General features: G+C 60.4%; 16 protein-coding genes. 11 read left to right on the plus strand and 5 right to left on the minus strand.

Going from position 1 to position 19,572, the window contains the following annotated elements:
- Both HY26_RS05160 and HY26_RS05165 read right to left on the minus strand, forming a co-directional pair.
- Nucleotides 1–301, minus strand: a 301-nt coding sequence (locus HY26_RS05160; protein WP_146740182.1) for a hypothetical protein, incomplete at its 3' end; no start/stop codon positions are given.
- Nucleotides 302–741: 440 nt separating this feature from the next.
- Nucleotides 742–1,155, minus strand: a complete 414-nt coding sequence (locus tag HY26_RS05165) for a PaaI family thioesterase (RefSeq protein ID WP_034762920.1) — start codon at nt 1,153–1,155, stop codon at nt 742–744.
- Nucleotides 1,156–1,236: 81 nt separating this feature from the next.
- Here HY26_RS05165 and HY26_RS05170 point away from each other — a divergent pair, with 81 nt between their 5' ends.
- The 9 genes from HY26_RS05170 to HY26_RS05210 all read left to right on the plus strand — a co-directional run bounded on the left by HY26_RS05170 (nt 1,237) and on the right by HY26_RS05210 (nt 11,519).
- Nucleotides 1,237–1,818, plus strand: coding sequence for a TetR/AcrR family transcriptional regulator (locus HY26_RS05170; protein ID WP_034762919.1), 582 nt, complete (start codon nt 1,237–1,239; stop codon nt 1,816–1,818).
- A 45-nt stretch (nt 1,819–1,863) separates the two neighbouring features.
- Nucleotides 1,864–4,035 (plus strand): primosomal protein N', encoded by a 2,172-nt coding sequence (locus tag HY26_RS05175; protein ID WP_034762918.1) that lies wholly within the window; start codon nt 1,864–1,866, stop codon nt 4,033–4,035.
- Nucleotides 4,036–4,353: 318 nt separating this feature from the next.
- On the plus strand, nt 4,354–4,899 hold the full coding sequence (atpH, locus tag HY26_RS05180; protein ID WP_051599656.1) for an ATP synthase F1 subunit delta: 546 nt from the start codon (nt 4,354–4,356) through the stop codon (nt 4,897–4,899).
- A 7-nt stretch (nt 4,900–4,906) separates the two neighbouring features.
- Entirely contained in the window at nt 4,907–6,442 is a 1,536-nt protein-coding gene (gene atpA, locus HY26_RS05185; RefSeq protein ID WP_034762917.1) for a F0F1 ATP synthase subunit alpha, read from the plus strand.
- Nucleotides 6,443–6,478: 36 nt separating this feature from the next.
- Entirely contained in the window at nt 6,479–7,357 is an 879-nt protein-coding gene (locus tag HY26_RS05190) for a F0F1 ATP synthase subunit gamma (protein ID WP_034762916.1), read from the plus strand.
- A 45-nt stretch (nt 7,358–7,402) separates the two neighbouring features.
- Nucleotides 7,403–8,827 carry a F0F1 ATP synthase subunit beta gene (gene atpD / locus HY26_RS05195; RefSeq protein ID WP_034762915.1) on the plus strand — a complete coding sequence of 475 codons (1,425 nt, stop codon included), beginning with the start codon at nt 7,403–7,405 and terminating at the stop codon, nt 8,825–8,827.
- A gap of 13 nt (nt 8,828–8,840) precedes the next feature.
- The gene (locus tag HY26_RS05200) at nt 8,841–9,248 is read left to right on the plus strand and encodes an ATP synthase F1 subunit epsilon (RefSeq protein WP_034762914.1); all 408 of its coding nucleotides are present in this window, start codon (nt 8,841–8,843) and stop codon (nt 9,246–9,248) included.
- Nucleotides 9,249–9,477: 229 nt separating this feature from the next.
- On the plus strand, nt 9,478–10,326 hold the full coding sequence (locus tag HY26_RS05205; protein WP_051599654.1) for a hypothetical protein: 849 nt from the start codon (nt 9,478–9,480) through the stop codon (nt 10,324–10,326).
- A complete protein-coding gene (locus HY26_RS05210) occupies nt 10,323–11,519 on the plus strand; it encodes a hypothetical protein (RefSeq protein WP_112073090.1) in 1,197 nt (398 codons plus the stop codon). Before HY26_RS05205 ends, HY26_RS05210 begins: the two co-directional genes overlap by 4 nt.
- 101 nt (nt 11,520–11,620) lie before the next feature.
- On the opposite strand, the gene HY26_RS05215 is transcribed toward HY26_RS05210, so the two are convergent.
- Nucleotides 11,621–13,669, minus strand: a complete 2,049-nt coding sequence (locus tag HY26_RS05215; protein ID WP_051599652.1) for a S9 family peptidase — start codon at nt 13,667–13,669, stop codon at nt 11,621–11,623.
- A gap of 382 nt (nt 13,670–14,051) precedes the next feature.
- On the opposite strand from HY26_RS05215, the gene HY26_RS05220 reads away from it, so the two are divergent.
- Together HY26_RS05220 and HY26_RS05225 are read left to right on the plus strand one after the other, a co-directional pair.
- Nucleotides 14,052–17,144 (plus strand): TonB-dependent siderophore receptor, encoded by a 3,093-nt coding sequence (locus HY26_RS05220; RefSeq protein ID WP_051599650.1) that lies wholly within the window; start codon nt 14,052–14,054, stop codon nt 17,142–17,144.
- Between the two features lie 100 nt (nt 17,145–17,244).
- Nucleotides 17,245–18,039, plus strand: coding sequence for a hypothetical protein (locus tag HY26_RS05225; protein ID WP_034762911.1), 795 nt, complete (start codon nt 17,245–17,247; stop codon nt 18,037–18,039).
- Nucleotides 18,040–18,100: 61 nt separating this feature from the next.
- Here the strand turns inward: HY26_RS05225 and HY26_RS05230 are convergent, their stop codons facing one another.
- Together HY26_RS05230 and HY26_RS05235 are read right to left on the minus strand one after the other, a co-directional pair.
- Entirely contained in the window at nt 18,101–18,892 is a 792-nt protein-coding gene (locus HY26_RS05230; protein ID WP_034762909.1) for an enoyl-CoA hydratase/isomerase family protein, read from the minus strand.
- Nucleotides 18,889–19,548 (minus strand): DsbA family oxidoreductase, encoded by a 660-nt coding sequence (locus tag HY26_RS05235; protein ID WP_034762907.1) that lies wholly within the window; start codon nt 19,546–19,548, stop codon nt 18,889–18,891. Before HY26_RS05235 ends, HY26_RS05230 begins: the two co-directional genes overlap by 4 nt.
- Nucleotides 19,549–19,572 lie beyond the last annotated feature (24 nt).

Consider the following 19,572-nt stretch of genomic DNA (forward strand, 5'->3'; position numbering starts at 1 on the left):
GGATCGGCGGCACGTGCGGCCTTGCTTCGCCGGTAGCCTGCCAGCGCCGGATCGTGCGAGCGAGCCGCTGCGCCCGGCGCTTGTGGTGCTTCAGCGTGTCGAGCATGGCCTGCCACAGCGCGATCAGCGGCGCGGCGGGGACAGACCCGCGCGTGGGCAAGGTCACCGGCCCTTTCAGGAAATGTGGGCATGGACCTGATTGCGCGGTCACCATGGTGAAGACGTAGCGGTATTCCGCGTCTTCCTTCTTGGGTTCGTGATAGTTGCTGCCGATGCGCGGCGTCAGCGGCGCCAGTTCCATCTGCAGCGCCGCCAGAAAGATCAGACGGCGGAGCAGCGCAGCCAGCCGCTTCAGCTCCGCCCCGCACGCGCCGGTTTACGGATTTTGCAATCGTCTCAGGCGTCTTGAACAGGTCCACATTCACGCCCGCCTCGGCAATCGCGCGGGCAATCGTGTGGAACGCCTGAGAGAAGAAATCGGTGCGGTCTGTGATGGCAGGCAGACTGGCATGGGAGGCTATCCGGGAGGATAGAGTGGCCGGTTTTCCGCGCGCTGTGTAACGCTTCCCGGCATTGGGTGGTGGGTATCGCTCTGCTGAGCTCACCCGACTTTGCTGGTTTGAAGGGCATGTCCCCGCGATGAACCGGTCCAGCCATGACCGGCGGGGCACGATAAATGACCCGGTCATGAGCAGGCATGACCTGTCATGACGATAGCGGACTATGCCGGACTTTGACGGATCATGCCGCCTGGAGCGCGCGGAAGGTTGCGTTGGCCCGGGCGCAGAGGGTTTCGTCCGCATGGATCGTCGCCGTGCAGAAGGACAAATTCTTTCCCGTTCTGAGGACGGTGGGGCGGATTTCCAGCCACTGGCCGAGGCGGGCCGTGGACAGAAAGTCCAATGACAGGCCCACCGTGACGAGCCCGGAAATGCCGATGAGAGACAGGCCGCAGCTGAGCCCCATCGCATTGTCAGCCAGGGCGGAGATCAGTGCGCCATGGACGAAGCCGCGCGAATTGGCGTGGGCCTGGCCGGCGCGCAGGCCGATCCGGATCGCCTCGCCGGTATTGCGTGAATAGAGCGGCTCCCACGGGTCGGTCAGGCCGCTCTTCCTGAAGTGCGGGGCGAACCCCTCCGGAATGTTGTCCGCCATCTGCCGTCTCCTCATTGCCTGTTAACGGATCGAGGTGTATCGAAATCATGTAGACCAGTCTATATAATTTTGGAGAGCGGGATGGCGGCTGCTGCGAAACATCGGGAAACGCTTCTGGCCACGTCGGTGAGATTGTTCCGTCAGAAGGGATACGCGGCGACCGGGCTTGCCGAGATCCTGGCGGAGAGCGGCGCGCCCAAGGGGTCGCTGTATCACTACTTTCCGGGCGGCAAGGCCGAAATCGGGGCAGAGGCGGTTCGCCTGGCCGGCAAGACCGTGACGCGCACGCTGAAAGAGCTGGCTGAGAAGACGGCCGGGCCCGGCGACCTGATTGAACGCTATTTCGACATGCTGGCCGGGTGGATGGCCGCCTCGGACTATCGGGACGGCTGTCCGATTACGACGACCCTGCTGGAAACCGTGCCGGAGCATGAAGCGATCCGCGAGGCGGGGGCTGCGGCATTTGCAGACTGGGCCAGTGTGCTGGCGGACTCCGCCGTATCTGCCGGGATCGCGCAGCCCCGTGCCGAACGCCTTGCCCGGTTCACAATCGCGGCGCTTGAGGGGGCGCTGATCCAGTGCCGGGTCAGCGGGGATGAAGCGCCGTTGCGGCTGGTCGCTGAGGAGTTTGGCGCGCTTTATGCTGCCGCCCAGCAGCGCTGAAGGCGCGGCGTGACGGAGGCAGGCTGAGGGGCTAAGCCTTGGGCCATGCCCGTCGCACGGATTCTCTTTCCCATGCCCTTGCCGGAGCCGTTTGACTATGCGGTGCCGGACGATCTGGACGTGGTGGAAGGGAGCTATGTCGCCGCGCCGCTCGGCAAGTATGAGCGACTGGGCATTGTCGTCGAAATGCTGGGGGATGAGGCGGCTGAAGGGCGCACGTTGAAGGTCGTGTCGGAGGTCTACCCAACGCCGCCGATGACCAGGGCGATGCGGGACTTTCTGGCCTTCGCGGCACGCTACACTGTCAGCCATCCGGGGCATTTGCTCTCCATGGCGCTGAGGGCGCGGGCGGGCCTGCTGCCGTCACCGACGGAGACGGTGTTCACGGCTACCGGCAAGACACCGCCGCGCATGACGGATGCGCGCGCGAAAGTACTGGATGTCATGGAGGCGGCAGACGCGCCCATGACGGCGGCGCAGATCGCAGAGGCGGCAGGTGTATCGTCCGGCGTGGTGCGGGGCCTCGCCGAAGCAGACGCGCTGCAGGCGATCGACGTGCCGACGGACCCGCCGTTCCCACCTGTGAACCCGGACCTGACGGGCGCGACCCTGACAGCGGAGCAGGCGGAGGCGGCAGAAGAACTGCGCGCGGCGGTCCGCGAGAATACGTTCCACACTTTCCTGATCGACGGCGTCACCGGCTCCGGTAAGACGGAGGTCTATTTCGAGGCGATTGCCCAGGCGCTGAAGGCCGATCCGGAAGCGCAGGTTCTGGTCCTGCTGCCGGAGATCGCGCTGACACAGGCGATCCTGTCGCGCTTCACCGCGCGGTTTGGCGCGCCGCCTGCGCCCTGGCATTCCGGCCTGTCGGACAAGGAACGCCGGCGCACCTGGCGCGAGACGGCGCACGGCCGCGCCCGGATCGTGATCGGGGCCCGCTCGGCCCTGTTCCTGCCTTTCCAGAAGCTGAAACTGATTATCGTGGATGAAGAGCATGATGGCAGTTTCAAGCAGGAAGACGGCGTAACCTATCATGCGCGCGACATGTCCGTGATGCGGGGCAAGCTGGAGGAGGCGGTCGTGGTGCTGGCCTCGGCGACCCCGGCGCTGGAGACGATCGTAAATGCCGAGATGGGGCGCTACACGCGGCTGAAACTGTCGGCGAGGCCGGGCTCTGCGCGGCTGCCGGACGTGGAGCTGGTGGACCTGCGGTCAGATCCGCCGGGCAAGGGCATGTGGCTGTCGTCCCGGCTGGTGCACGAGATGCGCGTGACGCTGGAGGCAGGGGAGCAGACGCTGCTGTTCCTGAACCGCCGGGGCTATGCGCCGCTGGTCATCTGCAAGGCGTGCGGGGAGCGGCTGAAGACGCCGGGCACCGAGAACTGGCTGACCGAGCACCGCTACACCAATCGGCTCGTCTGCCACGTCACGGGCTATTCCATCCTGAAGCCGCAGATGTGCCCGCACTGTGGGGCGGTCGATTCGCTGATGGGCGTCGGCCCTGGCGTGGAACGTGTGGCCGAGGAAGTGCGCGTACTGATGCCGGAGGCGCGGATCGAGATCTTCTCGTCCGATACGGCGCAGGGCGGGGAGGCCACGCGCGGCATCGTCGAACGGATGGAGCAAGGCGAGATCGATGTCCTGATCGGCACGCAGATCGTGGCCAAGGGACATAACTTCCCGAACCTCACGCTTGTGGGTGTTGTGGACGCCGACAGCGGCATGAAGGGCGGGGACCTGCGCGCAGGTGAGCGGACCTACCAGCTGCTGAGCCAGGTTGCCGGCCGGGCCGGCCGGGCCGAACGGCCGGGCCGCGCGCTGGTGCAGACCTATGCACCGGACAATCCGGCCATGCTGGCGCTGGCCGACGGCGACCGGGACGGCTTCCTGCAGATCGAGCGAGATGTGCGGGCGGAGCTCGGCCTGCCGCCATTCGGACGGCTCGCGGCAGTCATTCTGTCGGCGCCGTCTGCGGAGATGGTTGACCAGGCCGCGCGGGACGTTGCGGCTCTTGCGCCGAACGGGCAGGGAATTGAGCTGTTCGGACCGGCCCCGGCGCCGATTACGGTACTGCGCGGACGCCACCGCCGGCGATTCCTGGTGAAGTCCCCCCGCAATGTGGACCTGTCGGCCTATATGACGGCGTGGCTGGCGAAGATTAAGCTGCCGACACCCGTGCGTATGTCGGTGGACATCGACCCTTATTCCTTCCTCTAGCCGGCCGAGAATCGGTAGGGGGACGGCCTCAGCGGCCGAGCCGCAGAAGGTACCGTTTCGGCGTGTTCCTCAGGATGCCGGAGGGCAAAGCCGGTTGGTCCCGGAAAGCCAAAGACTGCGGGGCTTTAGGGGCATGTTGTCATAATTGTCATTTCGCCGCAGACATTGGCGCCATGCCTGTGTTGTCAGGTCAGATGACTGATGCTAAGCGGCGCACAGTTTTCATGGGCGCGGGCATTTCGCACGCAGCCCTGTTTGCTGTTTTCGGGCCAGACCGCCCACCTGAACATGGACGATAGACCCTTGGCTGGATCAAAGATGACACATGCGAACGAAGCTGCACGCCGTTATGCGAGTGCGCTCTTCGAACTCGCGCAGGACAAAGGCGAACTCGCCAATGTCTATAAGGATTTCAAAGCCTTCGCCGAAATGGTGAATGGCTCTGAAGACCTGGCGCTTCTGCTGGATTCGCCGGCTTTCTCCCGTGAAGACAAGGTGAAGGCGCTGGGCGAGGTGACAGCGAAGGCAGGCCTTTCCGGCCTGTTTGGCAAATTCGTCGGCACCATGGCGCAGAACGGCCGTTCGGGCGACATTCAGGGCGCCGCGATTGCTTTTGACGAACTTTACGCGAAACAGCGCGGTGTGAAGCGCGCCATTGTGCGCACCGCCAAGGAAATGACCGGCGCCGAGCGCCAGCGCATCGAATCAATCCTCGCCAAGGCCGTTGGCGGCGAGGTGGAACTTACCAGCGAGGTTGACGCCTCGCTCATCGGCGGCATCCAGCTGCGCATCGGGTCCCAACTCGTTGACGCAAGCCTTGCCGCCAAACTGGAACGCATGAACACCGCCATGAAGGGAGCTTAGTCGCTCGATGGATATCTCAGCAGCAGAAATTTCGGGCATCCTGAAGTCGCAGATCGAGAATTTCGGCGTTGAAGCCGAAGTCTCGGATGTCGGTCAGGTTCTGTCAGTGGGCGACGGTATCGCCCGCATCTACGGTCTGGACAGCGTCCAGGCCGGCGAAATGGTCGAATTCGACGGCGGCATCAAGGGCATGGCGCTGAACCTCGAGAATGACAATGTCGGCGTCGTGATCTTCGGTGACGACCGCGAAATCAAGGAAGGCGATACCGTCAAGCGCCTTGATGAAATCGTTTCGGCTCCGGTCGGCAAGGCATTGCTCGGCCGCGTCGTGGATGCGCTCGGTAATCCGATTGATGGCAAGGGTGCTCTGGAAAACGTCGCTGCGCGTGAGCGTGTGGACGTGAAAGCGCCGGGTATCATTCCACGTAAGTCGGTGGACGAGCCGATGATGACCGGCCTGAAGGCCATTGACGGGATGATCCCGGTCGGCCGCGGGCAACGCGAACTTGTCATCGGTGACCGCCAGACCGGGAAAACCGCGATCTGTGTGGACACCATCCTGAACCAGAAAGCGACCAATGAGGCGGCCAAGGACGACAGCGAAAAGCTGTTTTGCGTCTACGTCGCAATTGGCCAGAAGCGCTCCACTGTGGCGCAGGTGGTCAAGACGCTCGAAGAGCGCGGTGCGCTTGACTACACCATCGTCGTGGCTGCGACGGCTTCCGAACCGGCCCCGCTTCAATATCTTGCGCCATTTACCGGCTGCGCCATGGGGGAGTGGTTCCGCGACAACGGCATGCACGCCCTGATCATCTATGATGACCTTTCCAAGCAGGCTGTTGCGTATCGTCAGATGTCCCTGCTGCTGCGCCGTCCTCCGGGCCGCGAAGCCTATCCGGGTGACGTGTTCTACCTGCACTCGCGCCTTCTGGAGCGCGCTGCCAAGCTGAACGACGACAATGGTGGCGGCTCGCTGACGGCCCTGCCGATCATCGAAACCCAGGCCAACGACGTGTCGGCCTACATCCCGACGAACGTGATCTCGATCACCGACGGCCAGATCTTCCTCGAGACGGACCTGTTCTACCAGGGTATCCGCCCGGCCGTGAACGTTGGTCTGTCGGTGTCGCGCGTGGGCTCTGCTGCCCAGACGAAAGCGATGAAAAAGGTAGCCGGCTCCATGAAGGGCGAACTCGCCCAGTACCGCGAGATGGCCGCCTTCGCGAAATTCGGTTCCGACCTCGACGCTGCGACCCAGCGCCTGCTGAACCGCGGTGCGCGCCTGACCGAACTCCTGAAGCAGCCGCAGTACTCGCCGCTGCTGATGGAAGAGCAGGTCTGCGTGATCTACGCCGGTACGCGTGGTTACCTCGACAAGGTCGAACTGAAAGACGTGACGCGCTACGAGAAAGAGCTTCTGGCTCACCTTCGCGGTGCGAACAAAGACCTGCTGGCCAAGATCGCCGCTGAGAAAGCCCTCACCGACGAGATTGAAGCTGAAATCAAGAAGGCTCTGGACGACTTCACTTCGAAGTTTGCCTGAGCCCCGGACGACTGAGCACCAACTGGAAGGCCTGACATGCCCAGCCTGAAGGACCTGAAAAACCGGATCTCAAGCGTGAAATCCACGCAGAAGATCACCAAGGCCATGCAAATGGTGGCCGCGGCGAAGCTGAAGCGCGCGCAAGACGCCGCGACGGCTGCCCGCCCGTACGCCGAACGCATGGCTGCGGTTCTCGCCAACCTGTCGGCATCTGCCGGCGCTGGCGGACCGAAACTGCTCGCCGGAACCGGCAGCGATCAGACACATCTGGTTGTCGTCATGACCGCAGAGCGCGGCCTCGCCGGTGGCTTCAACACCTATACCGCCAAACTCGCAAAGCAGACGATTTCCGCGCTGCAGAGCGAAGGCAAAACGGTAAAGGTGCTGACCGTTGGCAAGAAGGGCCGGGAGCAGCTGAAGCGCGACTTCGCAGACCTGTTCATCGGACACGTCGACATGTCTTCCGTGAAGAGTGACGACTTTGCCGAGCCGGCAATTGCCCTCGGCAAGAACCTCACCGCCCGGTTCGAGGATGGCGAGTTCGATGTCGCGACACTGATCTATTCGCAGTTCAAGAACGTGCTGAGCCAGGTTCCGACCGCGCAGCAACTGATCCCGGCCGCGGCCCCTGCCGATGCCGAGACCATCGATCTGGGCAATGCGATCTACCGTTATGAGCCGTCGGAAGATGCGATCCTTGAGGCGCTTCTGCCGCGCTACATCAACACGCAGATCCTGTCGGCCATGCTGGAAGGCTCTGCTGGTTTCTACGCCAGCCAGATGACCGCCATGGATAACGCGACCCGCAATGCCGGCGAGATGATCGACTCGCTGGAACTGCAGTACAACCGCGCACGCCAGGCCCAGATCACCAAAGAACTCATCGAGATTATTTCGGGCGCGGAAGCGCTCTAGAGAACAAGAACCCAGAGAATACCCGCTCCAAAGGAGACGACCCGCATGAGCACTCCCGCAAACGCCAAAGGCCGCATTTCCCAGGTCATCGGCGCCGTTGTCGACGTTGAGTTCGATGGCGAGCTGCCGGCTATCCTCAACGCGCTTGAGACCGACAACAACGGTACGCGCCTGGTGCTGGAAGTTGCTCAGCACCTCGGCGAGAACACAGTGCGCACCATCGCCATGGACTCCACCGAAGGTCTCGTCCGCGGCGGCCCGGTGGCCGACACCGGCAAGGCCATCACGGTTCCGGTTGGTCCGAAAACGCTCGGCCGCATCATGAACGTCATCGGCGAGCCGATCGACGAACGTGGCCCGATCGGTTCCGACATGGATCGCCCGATCCACGCTCCGGCCCCGGAATTCATCGATCAGTCGACCGAATCCGAAGTGCTCGTCACCGGTATCAAGGTTGTCGACCTGCTCTGCCCCTACGCAAAAGGCGGTAAGATCGGCCTGTTCGGCGGTGCCGGCGTGGGCAAGACCGTTCTCATCCAGGAACTGATCAACAACATCGCAAAACTGTTCGGCGGCTACTCGGTCTTCGCCGGTGTCGGCGAGCGGACCCGCGAAGGTAACGACCTCTACCACGAGATGATCGAATCCAAGGTTATCAACTTGGAAGGCGAGAGCCGCGTGGCTCTGGTCTACGGTCAGATGAACGAGCCTCCGGGCGCCCGTGCCCGCGTCGCCCTGACCGGCCTGACACAGGCGGAATACTTCCGCGATGAGGAAGGCAAGGACGTGCTGTTCTTCGTGGACAACATCTTCCGCTTCACCCAGGCCGGTGCCGAGGTGTCCGCACTTCTCGGCCGTATCCCGTCCGCTGTGGGCTATCAGCCGACGCTGGCCACCGACATGGGCCAGCTGCAGGAACGGATTACCTCCACGAACAAAGGCTCGATCACCTCGATCCAGGCTGTGTACGTTCCGGCTGACGACCTTACCGACCCGGCGCCTGCCACCTCGTTTGCCCACCTTGATGCGACGACGGTTCTTAACCGCGCCATCTCGGAAAAAGGCATCTACCCGGCCGTGGACCCGCTGGACTCCACCAGCCGTATCCTCGACCCCCTGGTTGTTGGCGAAGAGCACTACTCGGTTGCTCGCGGCGTGCAGGAGATCCTGCAGAAGTACAAAGAGCTGCAGGACATCATCGCCATCCTCGGCATGGACGAACTGTCGGAAGAAGACAAACTCGTCGTGGCCCGCGCCCGGAAAGTGGAACGCTTCCTGTCGCAGCCGTTTGACGTGGCGGAAGTCTTCACCGGTTCGCCGGGCGTGCAGGTCAAACTGGAAGACACGATCAAGGGCTTCAAAGGCCTGATCGCTGGCGACTATGACCACCTGCCGGAACAGGCCTTCTACATGGTTGGCGACATCGAAGCCGCCAAAGCCAAGGCCGCCAAGATGATGGCAGACGCGTAAGCGGACAGGATAGATGGCCGATAAACTCCACTTCTCGCTCGTTTCGCCCGCGAAAGAGCTCTTCTCCGGAGAGGTCGATCATGTGATCGCGCCTGGTTCGGACGGCGAGTTCGGTGTGCTGGTGAATCATGCGCCCTTCATGACGACGCTGCGCAATGGCGTGGTGCGCGTGCTGGAAGGCGACACGGTCAAGATGCGCATCTTCGTGCGTGGCGGCTTTGCAGACATCACGTCGGCCGGCCTCACCATCCTTGCTGAAGAAGCCCGCATGCTCGATGATGTCAAAGCAGAGGACGTTCAGGCCGAGATGGAAGCCACTCACCTGAAGATCCAGTCGCTCGACAAGGACGATTCCAACCGCGCGACCCTGCAGGAACATTACGACTATCTCGAGAGCCTGAAGGCTGCTCTGGTCCACTAGGAACAGAACTCCATTCAGGCCGGATAATTCCGGTAGATAGAACGGGCCGCTGACGAGTTCAGCGGCCCGTTTGTTTTGTGGGACAATCACGGCTTTCGCGGCGGCGTCCGCCGCTTGCCTCCTGTTTTTGCTGAATATTTCGGGCTTCCCTTCCGGGTAGGGCCGACACGGTCCGATTCATGCATCCCTGTGTCCCTGTTTCTAGGAAAGGTTGGGAAGCGGTCACGGAATGCGCAGCGATACCCTCATCAGCATCTCGAACCTGACGCCTCAGATGCCGGAGCATTACATGTTGTCGGCGTTGATGCGCCTGTGGCGCGAAAAAGGCCTTCAGGTCGAGTGCAACGACATTTATTCGGAACATGCGGACGTCTGTATCCTGCATCACGACAAGACGCGGCTGAATCCCAGCGAACTTGCGAATGCGCCGGAAGGCGTTGCTGTCCTGAACGGGAACGTCCTCGACATATCCAAAACGCATATTTCTGTTCTTCAAACCACTGAGGCGGATGACTGGAATGGACCGGTCATCGTGAAAACAGACCTGAATCATTTTGGCTGTCCGGAAGACGGCGAGGTGGAACGCGCCGGCCTGATATCATCGTTCTGTACCAAGGTCCGTAGCCGGCTTTCCCATCGTTCCTGGAAACTGGCTCGCCAGTTGCCGCCCGGTCTGTATCCCGTCCTGGAAGGCAAGGACGACGTGCCTGGCTGGGTCTGGAAAGACGAACGCCTGATTGTCGAGAGGTTTTTGCCGGAGCGCACCGAAGATGGATTATATGGCGTGCGCGGATGGATCTTCTTCGGCGACCGTGAATACGCCTATCGCAATCTCGCAACTGACCCTCTGGTGAAGGTGGCCACGACCGAGCGTCACGAGTTCTTCTCCGACATTCCTGAGAACCTGCGCGCGCTTCGCGATGAAATGAAATTTGACTACGGAAAGTTCGACTATGTCGAGCATGACGGAAAAGCATTCCTGCTCGATGCGAACAAGACACCTTCTTTCGGCCATTCGGATCCGGCGGAGTCGCCACGTGTGCGGATGCTGTCTGAAGGAATTGAGGCATACCTATGAAAATTCTGGAATCTCCCCTTGTCTCCACGGCCGGAAGCCATGGCTTTCTGCCGCCTGGTGTTGCATTTGCGCCGCGCGTGGATGTTGCGCAGCTGAAGTTTCTGGGCGTGCCAGAAAGTGCGGCCGATACAGTCTCAACAACCATGATGGGGTTGATGAACGGGCGGCCGACCATCCGGCATAAGGTTGGCGCGACGCCAGACTCCCTGGCAATGATCGCGCGCTCGGGCATTGATGTCTCTGAAGACATGCGCACCTTTAGCGAGCCGGAAGAGGCATACAGGCATGCGAAAAGCCTGATACGCGATGGTTACAAGCTCGCATGGCCCTATCCTCCACAGAAAGGCTGCTATCGGGAGACTGCGAACCTCGTCGCACCTCGCCTGTGGCGTAAACTGAATTCCAAGCGGAACCTTCCGCTGATTGTGCCAAGCGAGTATCTGGCCGAGCGGGCAATTATCAGTATCAATACAAAATCGGCACCGACTATTTCGACCCCCTGTTATCTCAAGGCGGGCGGCGACATGCCAACCGGCATGGGGTACGCGGTGCGGTATTGCGAGACACAGGCCGACGTGGAGGACGCCTGGGAGTTCTTCAAATCCCTCGGGGTGAGTGACGAACTCATCGTGGAAGAAGCGGTCCCCGTGATTGGATGCTGGTGTATCAGCTTGTCAATCGATGAGACCGGCGTGCGGTATCTCGGAGCGGCTGAGCAACTCTTCTCTTCTCCCGCGCGTCAGAGCGGCAGTGTGATCGATGACGACCACCCCTTCCCAAAGGAAGGCGTGAAGGTGGCTCTTACTGTCGGCGAAAATGCAAGGACGATGGGATTCAGAGGTCCGGCTGGAATGGACATCGGCGTGTCCGCCGATGGACGGTTCGTCGTCTTCGATCCCAATTTCCGGCCGCAGGGATCTACTCAACAAGCCTCGTTCCACGCTGCGGCGGCAAAACGTGGCGGGTTTCGCGCGAGCCGTTCGCTGAATGTGAATTCTGATCTGGATATCAGGGGCGCAGAACGCGCATTGCGCAGGCATATCGATTCCGGGCGCGTTGTCATTTTCCGCGCAATCGATGGACGCGAAATGCCGTCCGTTCCATCAGCATCGGTCGTCACGGGATTTGTCCTGGGCGCGGACAGAGAGGATGCCGATCATTGGCATGCGACGATCATGAAGTGCCTCGACTAGCTGAACGTCAGAGCGGGGCCGGTGCACGCTAGCCCGTAAAAGAGCGAGGGCCGCCGATCACTCGGCGGCCCTGTCTGTTTGGAGCATTCCACGATTGCGGCTTAGCGGCTGCTGTCCAATCCGCATTCGCTGGCCAGGAAGGACTCGATGGCACCGAGGCTGGCACGTTGCTGGTCAGGCGTCCAGGGCAGGCTGTGCGGCATGTCGGGGATGCTGACATATTTTGCCCTGGTGTGTTTTTTCACGGCGTCATAGAAGGCCTTGCCATATTCGTTCGGCACACGGACGTCCCTGTCGCCATGGAATACCAGCACCGGAATTTCGGCATTCTCCACATCCTTGATCACATCACGGCCTGACAGGGCGTTTGCATATGCCATCCGTCCGAAACGGCTGCGGTCCAGACCGTTGTTGATCTTGGCGGACTCCGCATAGCCAGCGCCAGCGATGGCGCACTGGAAGGGAGAATCGGCCCGCGTGGTCGCAGCCATCGCGGCGTAGCCTCCGTATGAGTAGCCGAAGATGACGACCTGGTTCGGATCCGCATATCCTTCATCGGCCAGCCAGGCCGCAGCATCCTCATTATCGTCCTGGGCCTTGTATCCGAACTGCGCGTCGCCCGCGAGCCAGAGGTCCAGCCCCCAGCCGGTGCTGCCACGGAATTGCGGCTGGATTACCGAAAAGCCGCGCGATGTCAGGAAAGGGACCCAGCCGCTGGAATCCCAGCCACCGTAATCACGTGACCATGGGCCTCCATGCGGCAGCACCACGGCCTTGCCGGGCGCGTCACCCGGCTGCCAACCGGCCCTCGGGGTCAAAATCGCCGGCAATGTGCGGCCGTCTCGTGCTTCATAGTAAGTCAGCTTGCTGTCGCCGATGGAGGCGGTGTCGATCCATGGCCTTTCGGACCCGATGAGTTGCAGCTGGGACTTGTCCTTCAGCATGAAATAACGGGGTGGCTGGCTCGAGCTTTCGGTAGAGAAGACCACCTTGTTGAAGTCGTCGGATATATAGATCGGCGAGACATGTTCGTTCTCGAAGCTTTTCTCGATGCCGAGCATCAGACCGCCGACTTCAGGATCCACCCAGAGCGTCTTTCTGACATCCGCATCGTAAGTGAAACCAAGAATTCTCCCGAATCGGCTGGGAGCCTGGGATGTGACCACGCCTGAGGCATCGAAGTCCGGGTTCGCAAACAGGGGGGCTTCGCTATATTTCCGCGCGACGGGATCGTATCCATAGATCGCTTTCTTGTCGGAGAACTTGTTGGTCAGGACAAAATAGCGGCCGTTCTCTTCGTCCCAGTGGATAATGTCCAGTTCCTGGCGTTTGACGAGATCGACTTCCAGCTCTTCCTGGCGCTCAAGTTCGGCACCTTTTTCCGGTTTGACCCAGACCTGAAGTTTGTAGGTGCCATCCGTATTGTCCGATCCGGCTGCAGACATCACTTCGCCGTCGGACGGGTCAATGTATCCTGCCTCCCGCGTAGAGGTGTTCTGGAAAAGCATTTCGCTGCGCCCAGTGTTCAGATTGTAGCGGACGAGGGCGCTATCCAAAGTCCTGGCGTCCAGCCGGGAGATGACGATATCGGTCTGATCAAGAGGCAGGCGGGAGTAGACGGAGCCTCTCGCTTCCAGGCGAAGACATGTCTCGGTGGATTTGCTGGTTCCCTTGCCGCCTGTACTTTCCAGGAAAGGCTCATCGAATTTCTTGAATGACGTATCGGTGATCAGGGTTTTCCTGACCCAGGTCCGGGTGCTGCCGATGAGCTTGCCTTCGGAACATCCCCGAAGAGATCCTGTGAAAGGTTCACGCACATAGGTAAGGACCTTTCCGTCTTTCAGTGCGCGGAGAAACATGAATTCGGAATCGTTGCCGTCTGGCGCGGCGGTTACCGGCGGCTTGGACAGGTCATTGAGGTCCCAGGCAGCGATTACGGAACGATCCTGATCGTCTCCTGTCGCGGGGCCGACGAGGGCGAACATCGTGTCTCCGTCGGTGGAAACAGTGACGCTGGAAATGGCCGGCAGGCGAGCGATGTCCTCGATGGGGACCGGTTGCGAGGCGGCTGGCGCTGCCAGTGCGGTCAATCCCGCAATAATGGCGGCAAGCGGTTTCGTGGTGTGGCGAAAGATGATTCGGCCGGGCATGAGTTCATTGAGCCTTTCGCAAGCTTGGATTCGAGTTCCGCTCAATGGGCGTTTTGACCTTGCGAGCGGAGGCGGGGCTGGATTTCAGCATAGAAGCAATTCTACCGATGAGGGATACCCCGCGAACCCTCATTTTCGGCTTGTTGCAGTTTGTGTGGAAAATGACACGCTTCCCAAATAAATTTCGCTCGCTGCAAAAAAAGGGGCAAAAACGTTCCACATGTATTGATTTTAATGTTGGGGCTTACCTAGAATGTTCGCCTAGGGGGTGTGGTTCGTTCGTCAATTGCAGATCGCGTTTGTCGTTCGTGGGCGTGTAGGGCGCCCAGTGGCTACACCAGCGTTTGGACCAAGTTGTGGCTCAATTGAGGAAACAAGTAATATGAAAAAACGTGGATCTGGTGATCTGCTGTTGCGTACAGCAGCATTGTCGGCGCTTTGCGCAGGTATGGCGTTTGGCGCTTACGCCCAGGACGCTGATCAGGCGGGCGAAGATGAAGTCATTCGCACGACTGATGCGGACGAGCCGGCTGAGGATGAGGCCCGCCTTGAAAAGGTGCGCGTGACGGGCTCCCGCCTCGCAAACGAATTCACGAGCATCGCGCCGCTGGACGTGATCACGGCTGACACGGCCGCGCTGGAAGGTATCGCCGACGTTGGCCGCCTGCTGCAAACTGCAACGGTTGCTGCAGGTTCTCCGCAGGTGACGGCTGCAACGTCGTCCGCCTTCGTGCAGGGCGGTGGTATCGGCGCCGAGACGATCTCGCTGCGCGGTCTGGGTGCGAACCGTACGCTGACGCTGCTCAACGGCCGTCGGGCTGGTCCGGCTGGTACCCGTGGTGGCGTGTCCGCATTCGACCTGAACGCCATTCCGCTGTCGGCTGTGGAGCGCGTCGAAATCCTGAAAGACGGCGCTTCGTCAATCTACGGTTCGGACGCTGTGGCCGGTGTTGTGAACATCATCACCAAGACCGATGATGTCTCCGATATCGACTTCTTCTACAGCGCGCCGGAAGAGGGCGGCGGTGAGCAGCTGCGTGTCAGCGGCGCCTGGGGCAAGAGCTGGGACCGTGGCCGCATCCTCGCAACCGTGGATTACACGAAAAACGAAGAACTGGCACAAGGCGACCGCGACTATTTCAGCTGCGGCCAGCCCTACGTGTTCAATCGCGACGGCAGCCGTGCCGACGTCATTGACCCGCGCACGGGCAATTTTGCCTGTCAGGACCTGCTCTGGGGTCATGTCTGGCTGTACAACTATCTCGACAGTGGCTTTGTAGGTCGTCCGTGGCAGTCGCGTCCGCAGCTGCTGCAGTATGACTATGACGGTTCGCTGGCTGCTAACGGCCTGGCGCCGTGGGGACCGAACGATTTCGGCCTGGGCGTTCCGGCCAACTGGTTCCCGGTCGGCCTTGGTGAGCTTGCGCTTCCCGGCGCGACTCCTGATGCGTTCTATGGTCCGACAGCACTTCTGTCTGAAGGCCTGCTGAACTACGATCACCCGTTCCAGGACCAGCAGTCGATGATTCCGGAAATCGAACGCGCCACGTTCTATGCGAATGGCGAGTTTGAGCTGACGAACAGCGACACCCTTTATGGCGAGTTCCTGCTGAACCGCCGTGAAACGCAGGTGAACGGCTACCGCCAGTTCTGGCAGTACGACTACATGTACAACTATCTGGGCTATATCTACACGAATAGCCCGAGCCTGGTGGCCAACGGCTTCACGGCAACGGCAGGTGAGTTCAGCTTCATCGGTCTTAGCCCGACGGCGATTACCGACCATGCTGACGACTCCGTGACGGTCGATTACATGAGCGCCGTTGCCGGTGCACGTGGTGAGCTCCGCTTCATGCCGGGTTGGGAATACGATACCTTCCTGCAATTCTCGCGTTCGGACGGCGACTACACCTCTGACGTGATCTACGACGATGCGATCTCGCCTTATGCGTGGTTCGATGGCGGCAATTGTGCGGCTTATCCGGTCACCCCGGTTCGCGGCATCCCTTGTGTTGACGTCGACTGGTACAGCCCGGACCTTCTGGCAGGTAACATCTCGGATGTGGACCGCGCGTTCCTGTTCGGCCGTGAAACGGGTAATACCGTGTACGAACAGACCCAGTTCGAAGCGTATATCGATGGTCCGCTGTTCACCCTGCCGGCCGGTACGGTCAATGGCGGCTTCGGTGTGAGCTTCATCGACGAGCGTATCAATGATACGCCGGCTGAAACCTTCCAGATCGGCAATGCCTGGGGCTCCAGCTCTGCAGGCATTACGAAGGGATCGAAGGAAACGACCGCTGTGTTCGGCGAAGTCGCGATCCCGATCGTGAAGGATCTGCCGCTGGCTGAAGCAGTCGAACTGTCGCTTTCCGCCCGCTACACGGATGTGGACGTCTACGGTTCCGATACGACCTACAAGGCCGGTCTCGGCTGGCAGATCGTTCCGTCGGTGCGCCTGCGTACGACCTATGGTACCTCGTTCCGTGCTCCGGCTCTGTTCGAACTGTACCTGGCAGAGCAGACCAGCTTCGCAAGCCAGCGGACGATCGACCCTTGTATCAACTGGGGCGGCAACCTGGCCGACGGCAGCATTTCTCAGCGTCTGGCTGACAACTGTGCCGCTGACGGAATTCCGTCGACCCACAATGGTTCGGGCAGCAGCGCCACGGTCTTCGCATCGGGTAATGCCGGTACGCTGGAAGCCGAGACTTCGGACTCCTTCACCGCTGGTCTCGTCTGGGCACCTGATTTCGTGGACTTCCGCGTCGCGGTCGACTATTTCGAGATCACGATCGAGGACCAGATCACCCAACTTGGCGCAAACAACATCCTGCTCGGGTGCTACAACTCGGACAACTTTGCGACCGAGCCTCTGTGTGACCTGTTCTCCCGGAACTCCAACTTCCTGGTGACTGATGTCACGAACAACTACATCAATGTCGCGGAACAGACGAACCGGGGTATTGATATCTCCGCTGAGTACTCGAAAGAGCTTTCCTTCGGTACGCTGTCGGTGAACACGCAGCACTCTTTCCAGATCGAGGACAAGATCTCGCTGTTCCCGAACAGTGCTCCGATCGACACCAATGGTGAAGCTGGCGACCCGAAATGGGTTGGTGAGCTGAACTTCACTCTCGACAAAGGCCCGTGGTCCTTCTTCTGGGGCATGGACTTCGTTGGTGAAACGTCCAACGTGAAAAGCTATGGCGGCACGACGGGCACCTATTTCGGTACCCCTGTGTTCTTCAAACTGGAAACTGAAGCGACGACCTATCACAACGTCTCACTCAGCCGCGAACTGCCTTACGACATTGATGTTCGTGTGGGTGTGTCGAACCTGTTCGACGAGCATCCGCCGGCAGTCACCACGCTGGGGCTTGGCGAGTACAATACGGTTGGTACGTCGGCCTTCTACTCCCAGTATGACTGGCTGGGCCGTCGCGCCTTCGTGAACTTCACCAAGAAGTTCTAGTAAGACCAAATTGATCATGAAAAGCGGCGGAGGCAGCTCCGCCGCTTTTTTTGCTTTTTGCAAAGGGTTAGAATAACCCACCCATAAAGGAGGAAGTAAATTGCCTCAGATCACGATGAAGCAGGACAATCTGAATGACCGGAACCGGGAATTTATCCAGGCGCCGCTGCAGTCTCCTGTCTTTCTGAATTCTGTTCCGAAATCCGGCACGCACCTGATCCGCAATATCATGCGCATGTTCGTTCCGGTGGAGCAGCAGTATCATGAAACGTTCATTCAGATCCCGAATCTTCGGAATCACGCGCCGAATGTCTTCAATCCCGCCAAGCCGATGTTGAGTTGGGGGCATCTTCTGTTCTCGGACGAATCCGTCATGGCGACGCGCACAGCACGCCATGTTCTGCTGGTTCGTGATCCATACACATGGGTGCTTGCGCGTGCCCGCTTCTTTGTTTCGGAGAATTTCGACGCAAATCTCGAACATCTGAAGCACGACATCTTCTCACCGGAATCGTTGATGAACATGATGATCTTCGGGATCCATCAGAAGGCGCCGCCTATGAGTGACGTCTTCTCATTCAATGCGGCTGCATGGATGGGGCTGCCCGGTGTGCATGTGTACCGTTATGAAGATATCGTCCGGAATCTGAAAAACCTCGATTCAGATGAGGCGAAAACCTTCTTTGGTGAACTGTTGGATATTTGCGGCATCGCGATGCCTGATGATTGGCGTCAGCGGATTCTGATCGGCAGCGACAAGAAGCAGAGCGCCACTGCCCGCGAAAATCTGACCATCGAACATGACCGCTTTCCCGATGAGCTGCCAGAGGCTCAGAAGAAGCTGGTGGATTACGCCGTGCCCGGGCTCCGTGAACTGCTTGGATATACCCGCTAACGGTCTGGACAGTCGATCAGGGCAACAAGGTTGAGCTCCTGCCGCAAGCAGGGGCACACAACTAGTCGCCGGTAAATTCCGGGTCGCGACCTTCGAGGAAGGCTTTGATGCCTTCCCGGAAATCGTCGGACCGTTGGAGCAAGGCGAAAGCTTCAAGATCCCGGTGCGCGGTGGCCTTCGCCAGGGCGTGGGCTGCCACGTTTACATCCTGTTTTACCATTTTGAGTGCCGTGGGCGGCAGGCGCGCAGCGGCTGCAGCCACTTCCCGGGCTTTGTGCATCGCCGTACCGGCCGGGACGACATGATCGGCAAGCCCCCAATTGAGGGCCGTTGCAGCGTCAATCTTCTCACACAGGCCGGCAATCCGCTTTGCCCGCGCAGGGCCGACCAATGCAACGAAACGGGGGATAGAGCCCCAGCTCATGTTCATGCCACGCTCCACTTCCGGAACGTAGAAGACGGTGTTCTCGGCGGCGACACGCAGATCGCATGATGTGGCAAGCGCGACGCCGCCTCCGACGCACCAGCCTTCCACGGCGCAAATGGTCAGGGCGTCGATATTCTCCCATGCCTCACACATGCGTGGGCCGCGGCGTAAAAGAATTCTCCGTTCCCGGAGGGAAGACTTCGCTGCGGTTGTGCCGGCTGGATCTTTCAGGTCTGCGCCCATGGAGAATTGGTCGGCGCGGCCGGTCAGGATGACGGTCGATATTTCCGGTGTGTCGTGGAACTTCAGGGCGGCCTCGGTCAGGTCCTGCATCAGCTGTTGGCTGAGGGCGTTGGCACGCGCTCCTGTGTCGAAGCGGACGATGGCGACCCGGCCATCAATCTCGATCTGGACGAGGTCACTCATGCGGTCTCTGCAGGGGGATGTTCGGCTGCATGACGAATAAAGCGGGCGAGCTTTTCAGGTGTCTCAGCGCCTTGAGCAGCAAATTGCCGGTTCGCGATATAGGTCGGAACGCCGGTGATGCCGACTTCTCGGAAAAATTTCTCTTCGGCGCGTACGGTCACCACGTCGGCGTCCGTGGCCAGAAGATCAGCCACAATCGTCGGGTCGAGGTCGATCTGGCGGGCAATGTCCACAAGGACGCCATGATCGCCAATATCACGCCCATCATGGAAGAACGCACGGAACAGCGCTTCCTTGGCGGCGGCTCCCTTTTGCTGGCCTTGCGCCCAGTGGACGAGGCGATGCGCATCCAGGCTGTTCGGACGCCAGCTGATCTCGTCGAACCGGTAGGGGATATCTTCGGCTTCGCCGTAGTCGATCAGTGCCTGGCGCATGGCGCCTGACCGTTCCTTCGCTTCAGGCGAGCTGAAGGCCTTGCGCATGTATTCCTTATAATCGACGCCGCCCGCAGGGATGGTGGGGTCAAGTTCGTAAGGGCGGAACAGGAGCTGCACATCCACGTCCGGCACCATGGCAATGGCCGCTTCGATGCGGCGCTTGCCGAGCCAGCACCAGGGACAGACGAGATCGGAAACCATTTCAATGACAACAGGCATGGGTGCCACCTTATGCCATCGTGC

The sequence above is a fragment of the Hyphomonas sp. GM-8P genome (genome assembly GCF_003263315.1).
In the GTDB taxonomy this organism is placed as follows: Bacteria; Pseudomonadota; Alphaproteobacteria; order Caulobacterales; family Hyphomonadaceae; genus Hyphomonas.

Bases quoted from the DNA above. Each gene is read 5' to 3' on its own strand.
- HY26_RS05230 (WP_034762909.1), bottom strand. From the start codon at position 18,892: ATGAGTGACCTCGTCCAGATCGAGATTGATGGCCGGGTCGCCATCGTC.
- atpH (WP_051599656.1), top strand. From the start codon at position 4,354: ATGACACATGCGAACGAAGCTGCACGCCGTTATGCGAGTGCGCTCTTC.
- HY26_RS05210 (WP_112073090.1), top strand. From the start codon at position 10,323: ATGAAAATTCTGGAATCTCCCCTTGTCTCCACGGCCGGAAGCCATGGC.
- HY26_RS05175 (WP_034762918.1), top strand. From the start codon at position 1,864: ATGCCCGTCGCACGGATTCTCTTTCCCATGCCCTTGCCGGAGCCGTTT.
- atpD (WP_034762915.1), top strand. From the start codon at position 7,403: ATGAGCACTCCCGCAAACGCCAAAGGCCGCATTTCCCAGGTCATCGGC.
- HY26_RS05220 (WP_051599650.1), top strand. From the start codon at position 14,052: ATGAAAAAACGTGGATCTGGTGATCTGCTGTTGCGTACAGCAGCATTG.
- HY26_RS05165 (WP_034762920.1), bottom strand. From the start codon at position 1,155: ATGGCGGACAACATTCCGGAGGGGTTCGCCCCGCACTTCAGGAAGAGC.
- HY26_RS05215 (WP_051599652.1), bottom strand. From the start codon at position 13,669: ATGCCCGGCCGAATCATCTTTCGCCACACCACGAAACCGCTTGCCGCC.
- HY26_RS05170 (WP_034762919.1), top strand. From the start codon at position 1,237: ATGGCGGCTGCTGCGAAACATCGGGAAACGCTTCTGGCCACGTCGGTG.
- HY26_RS05235 (WP_034762907.1), bottom strand. From the start codon at position 19,548: ATGCCTGTTGTCATTGAAATGGTTTCCGATCTCGTCTGTCCCTGGTGC.
- HY26_RS05205 (WP_051599654.1), top strand. From the start codon at position 9,478: ATGCGCAGCGATACCCTCATCAGCATCTCGAACCTGACGCCTCAGATG.
- HY26_RS05190 (WP_034762916.1), top strand. From the start codon at position 6,479: ATGCCCAGCCTGAAGGACCTGAAAAACCGGATCTCAAGCGTGAAATCC.
- atpA (WP_034762917.1), top strand. From the start codon at position 4,907: ATGGATATCTCAGCAGCAGAAATTTCGGGCATCCTGAAGTCGCAGATC.
- HY26_RS05200 (WP_034762914.1), top strand. From the start codon at position 8,841: ATGGCCGATAAACTCCACTTCTCGCTCGTTTCGCCCGCGAAAGAGCTC.